Genomic DNA, 16,334 nt, shown 5'->3' on the forward strand with positions numbered 1-16,334 from the left:
AGCGGCGTCGGCCTTCGCGTTCGTGTGAGTTGGTAAGCGTCGGAGTACTGGTCGGTGCAGACGAGTTAGCCCCTGAGGCCCGCCAGTTGGTGGCGGCGCGTCGGTTGGAGAAGGCGTGCCGGTGGGTGCAGCGGTACTCATCTCAGTCGCGTCCATCCAACATGGCTTGCGAGGCAGTCGCGCCACCCTCGGCGTTCGTGCTCTTTCCCTCGGTCAGTGCGCCGTCGGCCTCCCTCGTAGCTTCGCTCCAGCCGTACACCATTGCTCGCAGCGCATAGTCGTATTGACGGTCTGCATCGTAGCGCCACCCGCTGTTGAACACGGCTGCGAGGTGCGGAAACGAGGCTGGAAGTACCGTTTGGTGGCTCATCTGGTCGGCCTCGCCGCCCACTGGCTCCCCCGCCTCTGCGAGGACATGGCCAACCGTGTAGTTCACCAGAGCGTTCAGCTGGTCAGCGGCCTGGGAGTTCACAGGCATTCCTGCCTCCGCGAGAGACGTCAGCAGGCGTTCCATCAGGGCGAATAGTTCCGGTCCGGTTGCGGGGCGTGTGCCGACGATTGAGATGGCACGAGGGTGTCTGAGCAATGCGCGTCTCAAAGTGTGCATCACAGCGACCAGGTGCTCGCGCCACGAAGGTGTTGTCTGGGCGGCTGCCGGTACGGTGACGTCGCGCCACATGACCTCCATCAGGCCGTCAAGCACCGCCACCTTGTTGGAAAAATGCCGGTAGATCATCATCGGATCGACGCCGAGATCGCGTCCGAGCCGTCGCATGGTCAGTGCGTCGATACCGTCGTCGTCCACGATCTGCATGATGTATCGACGGGGAGGCCCCACAAGTCCTTCCTCCTCATCGTTCGTCGCACACAGGTCGGGACAACCGTCCAGCATGTCAGCGCGCAAATTCCGCTGCGATAGACAGCTGCTGACCAGCATCAGGGCTCTTGAGCAGCGCCAAGCTTGAGGCCGCTTCGGACAGTGTGTCGCGCATATTCAGCAACAATTTGCTCCGGCGCTGCTCGGTCCTGTGTCGGCGACGGTGGGTTTTGTCATGCCGGTGTGGTAAGCGGTGCCTTCGAAGGTGACGGGCACGTATGTGCCGTCGATCTGGACCCATTTGCCGTCTCCGTAGGTGGGGTCTGCCATGACGGTGACCTTGTCGGAGATGGTGCCGTTGTCACCGACTTTGGGGTCGGCCACGGTGGTGGCTTGGGGCTGGAAGTCGAAGATGACTTCGAAGTGCGGCACAGGCTTGTTGATTTCTTCAGGGTCGCCGGGGAACTTGGGTGGGTAGGTGACGGTGTCTTGGATTTGGCCGCTGACATGCACCTTGTTCAGAGAGTAAGGAGAGACCTTACTGTATCGAGCTGCGAATGAGACCGTTCCGTTTCCGGTGGAGCGCCACTCCAGGCTGATCGGCTTGTTACTCGTTTTGCCGGTCCACACGTTCGTGCCGGTTGACGTGAAGACAGCCGGACCCGACAGCGTGACTTTCGCGTTTGCCCCGGCGATCCAGTTGCCCTTGTTATCGGCGGCACCGATGTTGTGGATAGCGCCCTGACGATCACCCTCACCGGTCACTGTTGCATCTTTCGCGTTGAAGCCGCCGGAATTGCGGGCTTCTGTGGCCATTGCCTGAGCAAGGGAGAAGATGTCGGGCTGGACGCGCTTGACGTCGTTGTACATGGTTTTCACGTCCTGGGCGATGTTGCGTCCAAGATTGTCCTGATCGAAATTCTGATGGATCAGAAAACCAAGTGCCGCGCCGTGTCTCTTATCCAGGGTCGGCTGATACTTGTCGAGCAGCCATGCTGCCTGAGAGTTGGTGACTTTCAGGTCGGCTGGCGCGAAAGAGCGCGGGCCACTCATCTTGGATAGTGTGGCGCTGTCTTCTGGCTTCGGGTTGTATTTCCACATTTCGATACACCACACGTTCTCACCTGGAACGCCCTGTGGAGATGCCCAGGGGCCGAACCAGAATCCCTGGCCGCTTCCTTGCGCACCCACGCTGATCGGGATGTGCATTCCCTTGTCGAGGAAGTACAGCGCATGGGAGGGTCTTTGTGCCGTTATCACACCGGCGCAGGCAAGCGCGAACGCGACGAGGATCGCGACCACACGGCCTGTTATTCGCCCAATGGGCGTCGACTGCTGCATTGTGATACTCCTTGTTCTTCTCTAGCTAGAGTGGCGGAAGCGGCAAAACCTCCGTCACTTATCGCTAATGCGACAAACATGAAGCCCACGCCGCGCCGTGTGAGTCGAGTAACACAAAAGGGGCCTGCCAGCATTCCAGCCAGCAGACCCCCGAATAGATCGAACGGTTAGCAATACCGTCCGGTCGCGTTTCCTTTAGTGTCCATTTCACCGCAGAAATCGCTGTCAGTGTTCACGTCCAGCTCCCACGTGTATTCGTCCCCGCCACTGGGCGCGGGAGTGCTCGGGGCAGGTGCGGGCGCGGAGTAGTCCGGCTCCACGTAGCCGCCGCCCGACGTGTAGTCAGGCTCCGAATACGTCAGCTCCACCCCAACCCGAGTCGCCAGCAGGTTCACTGGCCGCAGCCTTGGCTTTTTCGGCCTTCTTCCACGCGGCGTGAGAATCCGACACCTTCTGAGCAGCAGCCTTCACCTGGCCGGTCGCCTCAGTCAGCTTCACGCTCATCTCGTCGAACGGGTCAGCCGCCTCACCGCTCACAGCATCAGCCTGACCGATCAGGGCTGTCGCCTCGTCCACAGCTTGTTGCGCCGTGGTGCGTGTCGCGTCGTCGCTCACTTTGCCGGTCGTGTCGGACAGAACCTTGATTGCTTTGTCCACTTCCGCCTTGAGAGTGTCGCGCGCAGCCACCATCAGGTCTTTCGAATGGGAGGTCATCGCGGCGCGAACCTTGTCACTGGCGCCCTCAATCTTGTCGGCAGCAGCAGTGAACACTCCAGCCGAATCGTTCAACGACTGCGCACCATCAGCCAGCTCACGGGTAGTGCCCGACTGGGCGGCAGGCATCGTCAGTGCTGCTCCCTCGTCCAGTGCAGCGCGAAGGTCAGCACGGCTCGAATCATCGTCAGCCACCTTGCCCTCCGAGTCGGCATACAGCTGTTCGCCCCCACTGATCGCGTCCGTCAGGGACGTGTATGCGCCAGTGGCGACCGACTGCGCCGCGTCAAACTCGCTGCGCGCCTGGTGTGCCGCATGAGAGCGGTAGGCGCTCACGCCAATAATTGCCACCACCAGTGCGACGACAACCGCGACGCACACCGCCACGACCATAGCCTTGCGGTTCTTCACAAGCCGCGAAAACACGCCGCTTTCTTGAACTCCACCACTCGTACTCATTGCCCTCACGTGACCTTTCTTTTACCCGAGTAAGTTTTGGATTCACCCGAGTTGTGGGACGAGAACTCTCCACACGCCGCACACGAACGCCATTCACACGATCCGCGCGCATCACTGCACTCACAGCATAGCCAACTTCTTATGTAGCATGATCAAGTATGACAGCATTCCGAAAACCTCCGCCCGCGACCTTTCGTACAGAGGGGCCGGCCGAGGCGGCGCGATCGTTCAGTGCACATTCCCCTAGATTCAAGACAAATTGTGCACATACCCCTAAAACTGCCGCGCAACGGTGCACATACCCCTAGATTTAAAGCGAATTTTGCACATTCCCCTAGCTAAACTCCGTGCTGCCGGGTAGGCCAACAAGGAACAAGGCTCTGACCAGCGGTTATAGAAATAGCGCGGAAACCGGATCACGAAGATTTAGGGGAATGTGCACTTCCGCGCTACTTTTTAGGGGCTTGTGCACGGGAAGGCCGAAGATTTAGGGGTATGTGCATGCCGACCACTTAAATCTAGGGGAATGTGCACTTTCGCGCTACTTTTTAGGGGCTTGTGCACGGGAAGGCCGAAGATTTAGGGGTATGTGCACGGGAAGGCCCAAGATTTAGGGGTATGTGCATGCCGACCACTTAAATCTAGGGGAATGTGCACTTTCGCGCTACTTTTTAGGGGCTTGTGCACACCGGGCACTGGCAGAGCAGTAGCGTCAGTGCATTAGGAAGTTTATGGAGGACCGGACACGCCCACCCCATACACATATTTCGGGCATTAACCCCGGATCGGGCCACCGCCACACACAAAAAAGCCGGGACACCGCCAACACAATGTCCACGATGTCCCGATACATCACAAGAGTGCGCGAGGGGGGACTTGAACCCCCACGTCAAAGACACTGGAACCTAAATCCAGCGCGTCTGCCAATTCCGCCACTCGCGCGCGACATTTATCTTACGCGGCATCTATTCTAACGGTTTATAGCTGGCACGAGCTCCCTCATGGCTCACACCCCGCGAGACACCGGACACACTCCCCCGCCGAGCGGTCGACTCGATCGTTGCTTCAGCGATCACCTGCGTACCTCGGTACAGCACCAGCGACTGGCCCGGAGCCACGCCGCGGATCGGATCAGCCAGATCCACACTCAGTGCAGGCGCAGCGTCGCCCTCGTCAATATGAACCCCGGCGACAACGGAGGGCGTTCCGTGAGCGCGCACCTGCGCGGTCAGGACATCCTCGGGGACATCTGCCAGCATCCGTCCGGCCAACGCAGACCCGAACGCGACGGTCGCCTCCTGATCAACAGTGGCGAGGGAGCGCGGCGCCATCCACACCACGTCGGTGGTCGAAATGTGATCCACGCTCAGCAATTCAGCAGGCCCGACGATCACCTGATTGGATTGCGGGTTGGTGCGCAGAACGTAGCGCGGCTTGCCGTCAGCGGCCGGTCGTTCCAAACGCAGTCCGCGGCGCTGCCCCACCGTGAAGTTCCAGTATCCACCGTGTTCACCCACGATGTTGCCGTCGGCATCCACGATCTCACCCATGTCCTTGCCAAGGGCGCGCTGCAGGAAGCCCTGCGTATCGCCGTCAGGGATAAAGCAGATGTCGTAGGAATCGGGTTTGTTGGACACGCCCAGTCCGCGCCGATCCGCCTCGGCACGCACCCACGCTTTATCGGGCGCATCGCCTAGCGGTGTGATAACACGAGAAAGCTCCTCGCGCCCCATGATGGCCAGCACATAGGACTGGTCTTTTGCTTCGTCGCGGGCGCGATGCAGCTCGGGACCATCCGGACCGTCGATAACTCGCGCGTAGTGCCCGGTGCACACGGCATCGAAACCGAGGGTGCGGGCGCGATCGGCCAGTTCACGGAATTTCACGAATTCGTTGCATCGCACACACGGGTTGGGAGTATGCCCCTGGCGATATTGATCGACAAAGTCGGTGATGACAGTCCGTTCAAACTCCTCTGCCAGGTCCCACACGTAGAACGGCACGCCCAGTGTCTGCGCCGCGCGGGCGGCGTCCCCTGCGTCCTCCACCGAGCAGCATCCGCGTGAACCGATGCGGCATTCCTGAGGCTGGCTGGACAGCGCCATGTGAACGGCAACCACATCGTGGCCTGCTTCGACAGCGAGCGCACACGCCACAGCAGAGTCCACTCCCCCTGATAGTGCAGCCAGGACCCTCATCTGTCCTCCTTCACAACATGTCCCCGTTCATCGAATCCGTCCATTGCCTGCGCCTGCGAAAGCGCGTCAGGTAGAGCCTGACACAGTGCGCGCACATCGTCGAGGGTTGTTGATGTGGAGACGCACACACGTAGCACGCCCAGTGCTTCACGTTCCGATCTGTCCATAGCCATGACCACCTCAGATGGGCGTGTCACACCAGCATGGCAAGCAGAGCCTGCTGACACCATCACACCGGCTCGGTCCATCGCCATGAGCACCACTTCGGGGTGTGCGGTCGGCATCGACAGGTGAATGATCGAGGGCACGGTGGGCGCATCCCCCACCGTCGCTGACACGCCCTCAGGCAGGTGGTCAAGGATCTCGCGACGCATCTGCGAGCAGTGCCGATGCATATGATCCCGCTCGGAAACACATTCGACCATCGCGGCAGCCAGGGCGACCGCGCCCGCCACGTCCGGTGTTCCCGAACGGATTCCGCGCTCATGCCCCCCACCGGGTCGGTCCGTTGTCAACGGGATGCCGCGCCGCGCGACCAGGATGCCCGTCCCCACAGGCGCACCCACTTTATGTCCCCCGATGCTCAGCAGGTCAGCGCCGAGGGTGTCCATGCTGATCGGCAGGCATGAAAAGGCCTGAGCCGCATCCGTGTGAATGATGGGGCGCTGACCACGCGCAGCTCTTACCGGATCATTACCGGCAGCGCCGAATATGTCGGCAAGCTGGGCAACCGGCTGAATGGTTCCCACTTCCGAGCACACCGTGCACACCGACACCACCGCCAAGTGCTCACTGAGGTGTGCAGCGTCGAGCTCGCCAATGAATGTGATGCCCTGAGCGCTGGAAGGCAGTACCTGCCACGTGAATCCGGCAGGTTCAAGGACCTCGCGCTGATGTGCCACTGCGTCATGTTCGAGGGCGGACACTGCCACAACGCTGCGTGCAGGGTTGACAGCCCGCACCGCGCGAGCTGTCCCCGCCATGGCGAGGGCGTCAGATTCAGTGGCGCCAGACGTGAAGAGCACTTCGTGCAGGTTCACACCCAGCAGGTCTGCGATCTGTTCGCGCGCATCGTCCAGCATCCGGCGGGCAGCACGCCCACCCGCATGCAGGGAGGACGGGTTGCCGGGGGTGGCCGTCAAGTCATGTTGGGCTTTCAGCCAGGCTTCCCGGGCAACGGGCCGAAGCGGCGTGGTCGCCGCAAAATCCAGATAGTGCGTGGGCGTGGTCATTGGTCCTTTCGCGCCCGCAGATCCTCCAGAGCCTGCGGAACGACCTCGAAGATGTCGCCAACGATGCCGAAGTCAGCGATCTCAAAGATCGGAGCATCCGGGTCATCGCACACGGCAATGATCGTGTCGGAGGCTTGCATACCAACAGTGTGGTGGATTGCACCGGACACGCCCAGGCCGATGTACACCGACGGTGCCACTGACACGCCGGTCTGGCCGATCTGGATGGAGCGCGGTACCCACCCTTCATCTGAGGCAACGCGGGTTGCACCCACCGCACCTCCAAGTTCGTCAGCCAGCTGTTCGACCAGTGAGAAGTCTCCGCCGGTGCCGCGCCCGCCGACCACGACGACGTCTGCGTCGGTCAGTGACACGCGTCCGTCACCCGCGGCGTGAACGGATTGTGGGACCTGAACGGCGTCGGCTTCTGCACTGAACTTCACGGGCACGGTGGTCACGTCAGGCGTGGTCGCCGTCTCTGCGTCCTCGGCCTGAACAGACGAGGGCCGCAGACCGATAATCGGCGTGCCGCGAGTGATTTCCATTGTCGTTTCCCATGTTCCGGCCAGAACTGTCTTGGCTGCGTGGAGAACGCCGCCGCTGATATGCACATCTGACACGTCAACAGCCGCACCCGAGTCGAGCTGGACAGCCAGCCGAGCGGCAACCTCTCGCCCTCGGTAATTCGCCACACACAAAATGGCGGCAGCATCTGGAACGCGGTCGAAGCAGGCTCGAACCGCGTCCGCCACAACAGCACTGATGCGCGGCGAATGGCCGGCAAGGTCCGGGCTCAGGACGTGCGCCACGCCCTGCGCTCCCAACGCCTCCATGTCCGGCGCACTGTTCAGAGCGATCGCTGTAATCGGCCCGGTGGTCAGTGAGCGTGCCAGTGTGAGGAGCTGGTGCGATGCCGGGGTCAGCGTGTATCCCTGCGCGTCGTCACCCGTGTGGTCGGTCATCACCAGCAACGGCTGGTCAAGTGTTTCTGCCATAATCAGCACTCCTCCATCAGGTAGCGAGCCAGTTGGTGACCGCCGTCTCCCGAATCGGCCACGATCGTGCCCTCACCGTCGCGTTCACGTTCCTGCGCATCAAGGACGTTAATGGCACGCGGAGCGCCGTCCTGGCGAATCTCATCGAGCGACGCATCGTCCACATCGTCCAGTGAGAGCTCGTCGAGCGGCTTGGAACGCGCAGCACGCATCGTCTTGAACGAGGGATAGCGCGGCTCATTGATCTGGTCGGTTACCGACACGAGGACAGGAGTGGAACTGGTCAGCGTGTCATCAAAGCCATCAGCGGTGCGCTGAATCGTCACAGTCCACGGCCCTTCTTCCTCGCCCGTCAGGCTCATCTGATGGGCAAGACCCAGGTATGGCAGATGCAGGATCGTGGCCAGTGCCGCCGGCAACGCCGAGGTGAGAGAGTCAAGTGCGGCCATTCCGGTGATCACCATGTCGAGAGGCTCATCCTCGCGCAGCTGGTCGAGTGCGGCTCCCAGCACCCGCGCCGTGGTGACCACGTCTGCGCCTTCGAGACGCTCATCAGTGACGAGGATGGCGCGGTCGGCTCCCATTTGAAGTGCGCGCACGAGGGCATCTTCAGCGTCCTGCGGCCCCATTGTCACTGCGATCACTTCACCGCCGTGTTCTTCGACCAGGGAGACGGCAGCCTCGATCGCGTTTTCATCGAGTTCATTGAGCACGTCATCTTCTCCGCGTACCAACCGCCCGTCTTCGATACGACGCTCCGATTGGACGTCAGGTACGTGCTTGACACATACTGCAATTCTCATGCCTTTAGCGTGCCACACTTTGAGGCGAACCTCGTGGTGGCTTACGTTACGTCCACCAGAAGCGTCTCAGCTCCTCGCGAAGAAATGCGCGGTCAGAGCCGTCATTGAGACGCATGACTGGGGGTGATCACTTACAATCGAGACAGGAATTGTGCCTGCCTGACACACGTTTGAGAGTAAATGGATAGTAAAAGAAACATGGTGCCCAGCTCCGATCACGACTTCGCCGCTCCTGCACCGCGCATCCCCTCACCGAATCCCACACCTCGCCGGATCGGAGTGTATGCGCGTGAAGGCGGAATCGACGTTGCTGTTGTGGCGCGCCATGCGACGCGCGTGGATCTGTGCATCCTGGCAGATGACGGTACGGCACATGAAAAGCGCTGGTCATTGCTCGGACCCGAAGACGGAATCTGGCATGGGCACCTGGACGGCGCAGGCCTGGGAACGCACTACGGTTTCCGAGTCCACGGCCCGTGGGATCCTGACGCCGCAATGTTTCACAATCCGGCAAAACTTTTGCTGGACCCCTATGGGCGCGGCCTAGCCGGTTCGGTCCAGATGGGGGCTGCCGTTCACGCGCACACCGTTGACGAGGACCTGTACCCGGCAACCTATCCGCTGGAACAGTCTGACCTGAACTCAGCACCCTACATGCCGCACTCGGTTGTCGTGTCCACGCAGTTCGACATTGCCGACAAACCGCGCACACCGTGGGACCAGACCGTGATCTATGAGCTGCACGTCAAGGGCTTCACGCTCAATATGCCTGACATTCCGGATGACCTGCGGGGAACTTACGCAGGACTGGCGCACCCCGCAGCGGTGGACTATCTGAAGAAGCTGGGCATCACGGCTGTGGAATTGCTGCCCATCCACGCCAAACACGATGAGACGTTCCTGATTGAACGCGGGTTGACGAATTATTGGGGTTATTCGACGCTGTCGTTCTTTGCCCCTGAACCGTCGTACGCTACCGAGGCTGCACGCAGGCGCGGCGCTCAGGGTGTGATTGATGAGTTCCGAGGCATGGTGTCGATCCTGCATCAGGCCGACATCGAGGTGCTTCTGGACGTGGTCTATAACCACACATGCGAAGGGTCGGAAACGGGATCGACACTGTCGTGGAGCGGTTTTGATGCACCGCTGTACTATCGATTCGATCATGGGCGCCCTCGTCGCATGATCGACGTGACGGGAACGGGCAACTCGCTGAACACGGACGAGCCACTGGCCATGAAAATGGTGCTGGATTCACTGCGCTACTGGTCGCGCGAAATGGGGATCGATGGCTTCCGCTTCGATCTGGCGGCCACGCTTGGACGCTTCTCAACGGGCTTTGCGCCGATGCACCCTCTGCTTATCGGGATCGGAACCGATGAGGACCTGTGCCAGGACAAGCTCATTGCCGAGCCGTGGGACATTGGCCCGGGCGGGTGGCAGACCGGTAATTTCCCCTCACCATTTTCTGAGTGGAATGATCGTTACCGCGACACGGTGCGCGAGTTCTGGCTTTCCGATTTCAGGTCCCTGGCAATGGGTCGCGGTGCGATCGGCCCGATGAAGCTGGCCACACGCGTGTCCGGCTCTTCTGATCTGTTTGCTCACGGTGGTCACCGTTTTGACGGACCGCGGCGCTCCGTGAATTTCGTGACAGCTCACGACGGGTTCACCCTGGCTGACCTGACCGCTTTTGATCACAAACACAACATGGCGAACCTGGAACAGAACCGCGATGGTACGACGAATAATCATTCGTGGAACCACGGCATTGAGGGCACTATTGCGCAGACTCCGGTCGATGACGCTCACGACGCGCTGAACGGGTCGCCAGCCAGCTCTGACTTCCTGCAGGACATTTACCCCACGCGTCACAGGAGCCAGCGCAATTTGCTGACGACGCTGCTCACCTCGTCTGGTACTCCGATGATTGTGGCGGGCGATGAGTTTCAGCGCACGCAATTCGGCAATAACAACGCCTACTGCCAGGACTCTCCCATCTCATGGATCGATTGGAACATGTCGGACTCGCAGAAGCAGCAGCTCGCCACTGTTCGCTGGCTGCTGGCCCTGCGACGTCATCATCCGGTCTTGCGTCCCTCCCTTTTCGCAGATGGCAGGATAGCTGAGGGCGATGTCATAGCCGATCTGGGGTGGTTTGATCGTGACGCTCACGACATTGCGCAGGATGGCTGGGCTCAGGAGCACAACCGTGTCTTCCAGATGCTCCGTTCGGGGTATCAGCTGGGTGACCGCGACGCCCTCGTTGTGGTGAATGGAACATTGGATGTTGCCACGGTTCGTCTGGTGAGCGGGCGCGGCTCTGACTGGTACGTCGTCATGGATACCTCCTGGTCGTGCCCTTCCGATGGCGGTATCAACGTCGAGGGAGACATCGAGCGCCTGGAACGCGGGCTTCCTGACAGACTGGAAGTTGTCCGTTGTGGGGACGAAGTGACGATCGAGCCACAGTCCGTGATCGTCATGTTGTCAGCACGCACCCCTCATCATTCGGTAGACTACGGGCGTGACTAGTAGTGAAGACCAACTTGAAAATTCCACCAACCACGCTTCGCTGGAACGGGCAAAGGCCCGATCCGTTGAACTTGAGGAAGCCATTGATCAGGATCCGTCGCGATTCCGCATCCTCACCGGCGACCGGCCGACCGGAAAGCTGCACCTGGGGCACTATTTCGGCACGTTGAAGAACCGCGTGGAACTGCAAAACCGCGGCGTTGAAACGTGGGTTCTGGTGGCCGATTATCAGGTCATCACTGACCGCGACGCTGTTGGCCCGCTGCGCCAGCGCGTCCTGGGCCTCGTTGCCGATTACCTGGCCGTGGGTATCGACCCAAAGCGCAGCATCATCTTCAACCACTCGGCAGTGCCGGCACTGAACCAGTTGCTGTTGCCGTTCCTGTCATTGGTCACCGAGTCTGAACTGCATCGCAACCCTACGGTCAAGTCAGAGCTTGATGCGACGAACGGTCGCGCCATGTCGGGATTGCTGCTGACCTACCCGGTGCATCAGGCCGCAGATATCCTGTTCTGCAAGGCGAACCTCGTGCCGGTGGGACAGGACCAGCTCCCCCACCTGGAGCAGACACGCCTGATCGCTCAGCGTTTTGACCGCCGCTACGGGCGCGCCGACAAGGAGCATCCTGTTTTCCCGCGCCCTGACGCGTTGCTGTCGAAGACTCCGCTGCTGCTGGGCACCGACGGCAACAAGATGTCAAAGTCTCGTGGCAACACGATCGAGCTGGATATGACTGCCGATGAGACGGCGCGTGTGCTCAAGAAAGCCAAGACTGATCCTGATCGCGTCATCACCTATGACCCGGAGAATCGACCCGAGGTGTCGAACCTGTTGATGATGGCGTCACTGGCCACTGGCGAGGATCCCCACGCCATTGCCGACCGTATCGGCGATGGTGGCGGCGGCACGCTCAAATCAGTCGTGACCGACGCGCTCAACGAGTTCCTCGCGCCGATCCGCGAGCGCCGTGAAGAGCTGGCCGCTAACGAGGATTACCTGCTGGAGGTTCTCCATCACGGTGATGAAGTCGCCAATGAGCAGGCTGATCGCACGCTGGCTGAGGTGCGTCGCGCGATGGATATGGTGTACTGAGCGAGCCAAGGTTTGCGTAAGCTGGCCATTTTTAGATCAGCTTTTCCTTGCTAGAAACCCGCTTTGACCTGCGATAATGTGCTCTCATGAGTACTGTTGTCGAAGCGGTGCGCAGTGAACGGCAGGGCTTCATTTCCTCCAAGCTCAACTGGCTGCGTGCAGGAGTGTTGGGAGCCAATGACGGCATTGTGTCGATCGCCGGTCTACTGATCGGCATCGCCGCTGTCGACCCCACGAACACACATGCCATCGTGATTGCCGGAATCGCCGGTATCGCCTCGGCAGCACTGTCAATGGCAATCGGCGAATACGTATCGGTATCCACTCAACGTGACACTGAGCGCGAAATTGTCCGCCTGCAGCACGTGGCACAGAGCCGCAATCCCGGCCACGCTTTCAACGAGATCAAGCAGGTATGTCTGCAACGCGGCATGAGCGAGGAGAGCGCGCACCAGGTTGCCTCGGACCTGTCCTCACATGAGCCGGTCAATGCCGTCATTTCATTCAAGTACGGCATCGATTCGGATTCACTGACCAGTCCGTGGGCTGCGGCCGGCAGCTCCTTCATCGCATTCGTCAGCGGTGCTGCCCTGCCGATGCTGACAATGGTTCTGGCTCCCCCACCGCTTCGCATCGTGTCAACCTTTGTGTCTGTATTTGTGGCTCTCGCATTGACAGGGTGGATCAGCGCGTGGCTGGGACGCTCTCCGCGCCAGAGGTCGGTCCTGCGACTGGTGTGCGCCGGCAGTGCGGCAATGATCATCACCTACGCGATCGGTCGACTGCTGGAAAGTGCGTCAATGGTGTGATTGACGAGATCGCGATGCCCGTGCTACACTGCTTTACTACAGACTCAATACTAACGACGTAGTTGGAAAGCAGATACGGTTGCGCTCGTGTCAGATAGGCGCGCCGCCATGGGAAGAATCTCGATCAGTATGGGGAGTGATCCAGTACTCATGCACACATCCATCACGAATCACATGCGCGCCACGCGCATTCTTCTGATCGCAGCAGGACTCTTATGCATCACAGCGACCTGTCTTGCACTGTTCGTCCTCACGCCCAGCACGCAGGCAAACAGGACTGAAGCGCGCAATCCTGATCTTGCACAATACGCTCAAAGCGCCGATATTCCAGAGCAGATCACCACTCAGGCACAGCAGGAAATGGCACAAGTGGGCGAGGAATACCCGCCCGGCGCCACCCCTCCCACCGTTGCCGACCTGCTTCCATGGGCAGTAGGCGCTGAAGTGGATTCAGTAAGCACCGATCACATTCAGTACACGTCCGGCGCCGATAACCCCGTAGCAATGCGTCAGGCACAGCAAACTGACCCGTCTGCCGACACTCCCGTCACAGTCGTCACCGCCGAAGGAGATGTTGCGGTCCTCGCAGCCCTTGACTGGGAGTGTGCCTGGATCAAGGAATTCGTTATCGCCACGAACAGTGGAAACGCGGACCGTGTGAACACAGCAGTGACGCAGATCAGCAAATTCCCCGATCTTGACGTCATCCAGCGTTTTAACCCCGAAGTCGGTGAAGGACACGCCCGTGACGTCATTCCCCGTATCCAGCAAGGAGACGTCGAATTTGCGAACTATTGGCTCGCTACGACATGTAGCGAGCCTGAATAGTTCAGCGTGACAGGATCACTGGTCGATCGGGGCTGCCTCAAGCTTCCACACCTCGCGCGCATAGTCGCGGATCGTGCGGTCCGATGAGAAACGTCCCGACTTCGTGATGTTGACCCATGTCTTGCGTGCCCATGCCTGGCGGTCACAGTAGTCACGCGCCATCTGGTCGCGAGCCGTGCGGTAGGCATCAAAATCACCCAGCACGTAGTACACGTCGGCCGGATCGTAACTACCTTCCAGCAGTGACAGACGCAGGTCATGGAAATCACCTGTGCCGCCGTCATCCAGCGTGCCGTCAGTCATTGCATCGAGCACACGCTTCAGTCCAGGTACGTTTTCATAGTGCCAGCGCGGATCGTATGTGCGGCGCAGCTCAGGCAACTCATCTTCCGTGGCACCGAAGATGTAGGCGTTATCCTGGCCAACAGCGTCCAGAATCTCCACGTTCGCACCATCGAGCGTGCCCAGCGTCAGTGCACCGTTCATCATGAACTTCATGTTCGAGGTGCCCGACGCTTCCTTGCCGGCAGTTGAAATCTGCTCAGACACGTCAGCAGCCGGAATGATGTGCTCAGCAGGCGAGACGTTGTAGTTTTCCACGAAGACAACTGTGATGCGCCCGTCAATGTCAGGATCGTTGTTGACCAGATCCCCGATTGAGTTGATCAGCTTGATGATCGCCTTGGCACGCACATATCCCGGCGCTGCCTTCGCACCGAAGATGAACACGCGCGGCGGCAGATCCAGTGACGGATCCTCCTTGAGGCGGTAGTACAGGTCCAGAATGTAGAACGCATTCATCAGCTGGCGCTTGTACTCGTGCAAACGCTTGATCTGCACGTCGAAGATCGCATCAGGATTGACCTCAATGCCCTGGCGGTTCTTGATCCACTGAGCAAAGTCAACCTTGTTGTCATGCTTGATGTCGATCAGTCGCTGCAGAACACTCTCGTCAACGCTGTCAGTGAACTGTGCGAGGACGTCAAGATCGGTGACCCACTGGTCTGAGCCGGTCACCTCGTCAAGCAGGGCGGACAGGCGCGGGTTGCACTGACGCAGCCAGCGACGAGGGGTCACACCGTTCGTCTTGTTATTGAAGCGCTCGGGCCAGATGTCATGCCACTGACGCAGCGTTTCGCGCTTGATAATTTCTGTGTGCAGCGCGGCCACACCGTTAATCGAATACGACGCATAGCAGGCGATCCACGCCATGTGCACCATGTTGCCCTGGACCGGAGCCATGTAGTTGATGGTTCCCTCGTCGATGGCGCGCTCAGTCATGTCGATGCGGAAGCGGCGGTCGATTTCGCGCACAATTTCCATGATGCGCGGGAAGAGGCGATCAAAGATCGATGTCTCCCACTTCTCCAGCGCTTCAGCCAGCACCGTGTGGTTCGTGTACGCGAACGTGTGACTGACGACGTCCCATGCTGCTTCCCACGTCCAGCCGTACTCATCCAGCAGGATTCGCATCAGTTCGGGGATAGCCAGAACCGGGTGAGTGTCGTTGAGCTGAATCGCGTTGAAATCAGCCAGAGTTGTCAGGTCGCCCTCGTGCTGGGCAATATGGTTGGCAACAATGTCGTGCAGCGAGGCGGCGCAGAAGAAGTACTGCTGGCGCACGCGCAGGATCTTGCCCTCGAACGTGGAGTCATTGGGGTACAGCACGCGTGAAATGTCGGCGACGGCTTCACGCTCGACAATGGCGTCAGTGAAGCGCTGCGAGTTGAACGCGTCGTAGTCGAATTCTTCAACCGGCTCTGCACGCCACAGTCGCAGCGTTCCCACGTTGCGTGTGCCGTATCCGGTGATCGGCATGTCGTAGGGAATGGCTCGCACATCCATGTCGGCATAGTGAATGATGCGCTGTTCTTCCTCGCGGCGCACAATGAAGGGGTAGCCCTCCTCCATCCACGCATCGGGCTGTTCACGCTGGAAGCCGTCCTCAAACAGCTGCTTGAACAGGCCGTAGCGGTACAGGATTCCGTAGCCGTTCACCGGGTAGTCCAGTGTGGCGCATGAGTCGAGGAAGCAGGCTGCCAGTCGCCCGAGGCCACCGTTGCCCAGCGCTGCATCCGGTTCCTGTTCCAGGACATCGGACAGCGTCTGGCCAAAAGAATTGACGATCTTTTCTGCTTCGTTCGTCAGGCCGAGGTTCGACAGGTTATTCAGCAGGGCGCGACCCATCAGGAATTCGGCCGAGAAATAGTGTTCCCGTCGTTTGGTTGCATACAGACGGTTGGTACGATCCCAGTCGCTCGCGACGCGGTCAACAACTGCCGCAGAAAGGCCCTGCCACATTTCCATGAGGGTGGAGCGATCTGCTGGTCGACCTGAAAAGGAGCGGACTTGCGAAGTGGCTGCATCAGCCAGGCTATACGACATCTAGTAATCAATCCCTTCAGTTAGACACGCTGCAGCAGCTGAAGCACCCGCGTGTAATACGCTGAATCATTCTCACACACAGCAGTCTAGTGGTCCCTGCATTCAGCGTCGAATGGTGAATAACT

Annotated in this window: 13 protein-coding genes and 1 tRNA gene; 4 read left to right on the plus strand and 10 right to left on the minus strand. The window is 59.8% G+C overall.

Translation table 11 applies throughout. The features are described 5' to 3' along the window. Positions 1–142: 142 nt before the first annotated feature. From BLT69_RS06550 to BLT69_RS06585, 9 genes are all read right to left on the minus strand, one after another. On the minus strand, positions 143–892 hold the full coding sequence (locus BLT69_RS06550) for a TetR/AcrR family transcriptional regulator (RefSeq protein WP_058236960.1): 750 nt from the start codon (positions 890–892) through the stop codon (positions 143–145). 102 nt (positions 893–994) lie between these two features. Then, positions 995–2,158: a hypothetical protein gene (locus tag BLT69_RS06555; RefSeq protein WP_092648662.1), complete on the minus strand. Its 1,164-nt coding sequence runs from the start codon at positions 2,156–2,158 to the stop codon at positions 995–997. A 167-nt stretch (positions 2,159–2,325) separates the two neighbouring features. Next, complete coding sequence (locus BLT69_RS10815; protein ID WP_070725219.1) at positions 2,326–2,526, minus strand: hypothetical protein; 201 nt, start codon at positions 2,524–2,526, stop codon at positions 2,326–2,328. After that, positions 2,501–3,331 carry a hypothetical protein gene (locus BLT69_RS06560; RefSeq protein ID WP_157886367.1) on the minus strand — a complete coding sequence of 277 codons (831 nt, stop codon included), beginning with the start codon at positions 3,329–3,331 and terminating at the stop codon, positions 2,501–2,503. Before BLT69_RS06560 ends, BLT69_RS10815 begins: the two co-directional genes overlap by 26 nt. Before the next feature lie 861 nt (positions 3,332–4,192). Continuing rightward, positions 4,193–4,273, minus strand: a tRNA-Leu gene (locus BLT69_RS06565). Positions 4,274–4,296: 23 nt separating this feature from the next. Continuing rightward, positions 4,297–5,529 carry a tRNA 2-thiouridine(34) synthase MnmA gene (gene mnmA / locus BLT69_RS06570; protein WP_092648664.1) on the minus strand — a complete coding sequence of 411 codons (1,233 nt, stop codon included), beginning with the start codon at positions 5,527–5,529 and terminating at the stop codon, positions 4,297–4,299. Next, a complete protein-coding gene (locus BLT69_RS06575; RefSeq protein ID WP_092648665.1) occupies positions 5,526–6,761 on the minus strand; it encodes a cysteine desulfurase family protein in 1,236 nt (411 codons plus the stop codon). The genes mnmA and BLT69_RS06575 overlap by 4 nt, the downstream gene beginning before the upstream one ends. Next, positions 6,758–7,756 carry an electron transfer flavoprotein subunit alpha/FixB family protein gene (locus BLT69_RS06580; protein WP_070726917.1) on the minus strand — a complete coding sequence of 333 codons (999 nt, stop codon included), beginning with the start codon at positions 7,754–7,756 and terminating at the stop codon, positions 6,758–6,760. Before BLT69_RS06580 ends, BLT69_RS06575 begins: the two co-directional genes overlap by 4 nt. A 2-nt stretch (positions 7,757–7,758) precedes the next feature. Next, complete coding sequence (locus tag BLT69_RS06585; protein WP_058236966.1) at positions 7,759–8,559, minus strand: electron transfer flavoprotein subunit beta/FixA family protein; 801 nt, start codon at positions 8,557–8,559, stop codon at positions 7,759–7,761. Positions 8,560–8,739: 180 nt separating this feature from the next. On the opposite strand from BLT69_RS06585, the gene glgX reads away from it, so the two are divergent. The 4 genes from glgX (at position 8,740) to BLT69_RS06605 (ending at position 13,824) form a co-directional block, all read left to right on the plus strand. Further along, on the plus strand, positions 8,740–11,094 hold the full coding sequence (gene glgX, locus BLT69_RS06590; RefSeq protein WP_257590276.1) for a glycogen debranching protein GlgX: 2,355 nt from the start codon (positions 8,740–8,742) through the stop codon (positions 11,092–11,094). Continuing rightward, on the plus strand, positions 11,087–12,187 hold the full coding sequence (gene trpS / locus BLT69_RS06595) for a tryptophan--tRNA ligase (RefSeq protein ID WP_092648667.1): 1,101 nt from the start codon (positions 11,087–11,089) through the stop codon (positions 12,185–12,187). The genes glgX and trpS overlap by 8 nt, the downstream gene beginning before the upstream one ends. An 86-nt stretch (positions 12,188–12,273) precedes the next feature. Further along, positions 12,274–12,996, plus strand: a complete 723-nt coding sequence (locus BLT69_RS06600; protein WP_092648668.1) for a VIT1/CCC1 transporter family protein — start codon at positions 12,274–12,276, stop codon at positions 12,994–12,996. A 150-nt stretch (positions 12,997–13,146) separates the two neighbouring features. Next, positions 13,147–13,824, plus strand: coding sequence for a hypothetical protein (locus BLT69_RS06605; protein WP_092648669.1), 678 nt, complete (start codon positions 13,147–13,149; stop codon positions 13,822–13,824). A 15-nt stretch (positions 13,825–13,839) separates the two neighbouring features. Here BLT69_RS06605 and BLT69_RS06610 read toward each other — a convergent pair whose 3' ends face one another. Next, complete coding sequence (locus tag BLT69_RS06610; protein WP_058236971.1) at positions 13,840–16,209, minus strand: glycogen/starch/alpha-glucan phosphorylase; 2,370 nt, start codon at positions 16,207–16,209, stop codon at positions 13,840–13,842. Between the last annotated feature and the right edge of the window lie 125 nt (positions 16,210–16,334).

Origin of the sequence: Schaalia radingae (assembly GCF_900106055.1) — a bacterium.
Classification (GTDB): Bacteria; Actinomycetota; Actinomycetes; order Actinomycetales; family Actinomycetaceae; genus Pauljensenia; species Pauljensenia radingae_A.

Coding starts and splice junctions, on each gene's coding strand:
- BLT69_RS06550 (WP_058236960.1), bottom strand. CDS start 892: ATGCTGGACGGTTGTCCCGACCTGTGTGCGACGAACGATGAGGAGGAA.
- BLT69_RS06555 (WP_092648662.1), bottom strand. CDS start 2,158: ATGCAGCAGTCGACGCCCATTGGGCGAATAACAGGCCGTGTGGTCGCG.
- BLT69_RS06560 (WP_157886367.1), bottom strand. CDS start 3,331: ATGAGTACGAGTGGTGGAGTTCAAGAAAGCGGCGTGTTTTCGCGGCTT.
- mnmA (WP_092648664.1), bottom strand. CDS start 5,529: ATGAGGGTCCTGGCTGCACTATCAGGGGGAGTGGACTCTGCTGTGGCG.
- BLT69_RS06575 (WP_092648665.1), bottom strand. CDS start 6,761: ATGACCACGCCCACGCACTATCTGGATTTTGCGGCGACCACGCCGCTT.
- BLT69_RS06580 (WP_070726917.1), bottom strand. CDS start 7,756: ATGGCAGAAACACTTGACCAGCCGTTGCTGGTGATGACCGACCACACG.
- BLT69_RS06585 (WP_058236966.1), bottom strand. CDS start 8,559: ATGAGAATTGCAGTATGTGTCAAGCACGTACCTGACGTCCAATCGGAG.
- glgX (WP_257590276.1), top strand. CDS start 8,740: ATGGATAGTAAAAGAAACATGGTGCCCAGCTCCGATCACGACTTCGCC.
- BLT69_RS06600 (WP_092648668.1), top strand. CDS start 12,274: ATGAGTACTGTTGTCGAAGCGGTGCGCAGTGAACGGCAGGGCTTCATT.
- BLT69_RS06605 (WP_092648669.1), top strand. CDS start 13,147: ATGCACACATCCATCACGAATCACATGCGCGCCACGCGCATTCTTCTG.
- BLT69_RS06610 (WP_058236971.1), bottom strand. CDS start 16,209: ATGTCGTATAGCCTGGCTGATGCAGCCACTTCGCAAGTCCGCTCCTTT.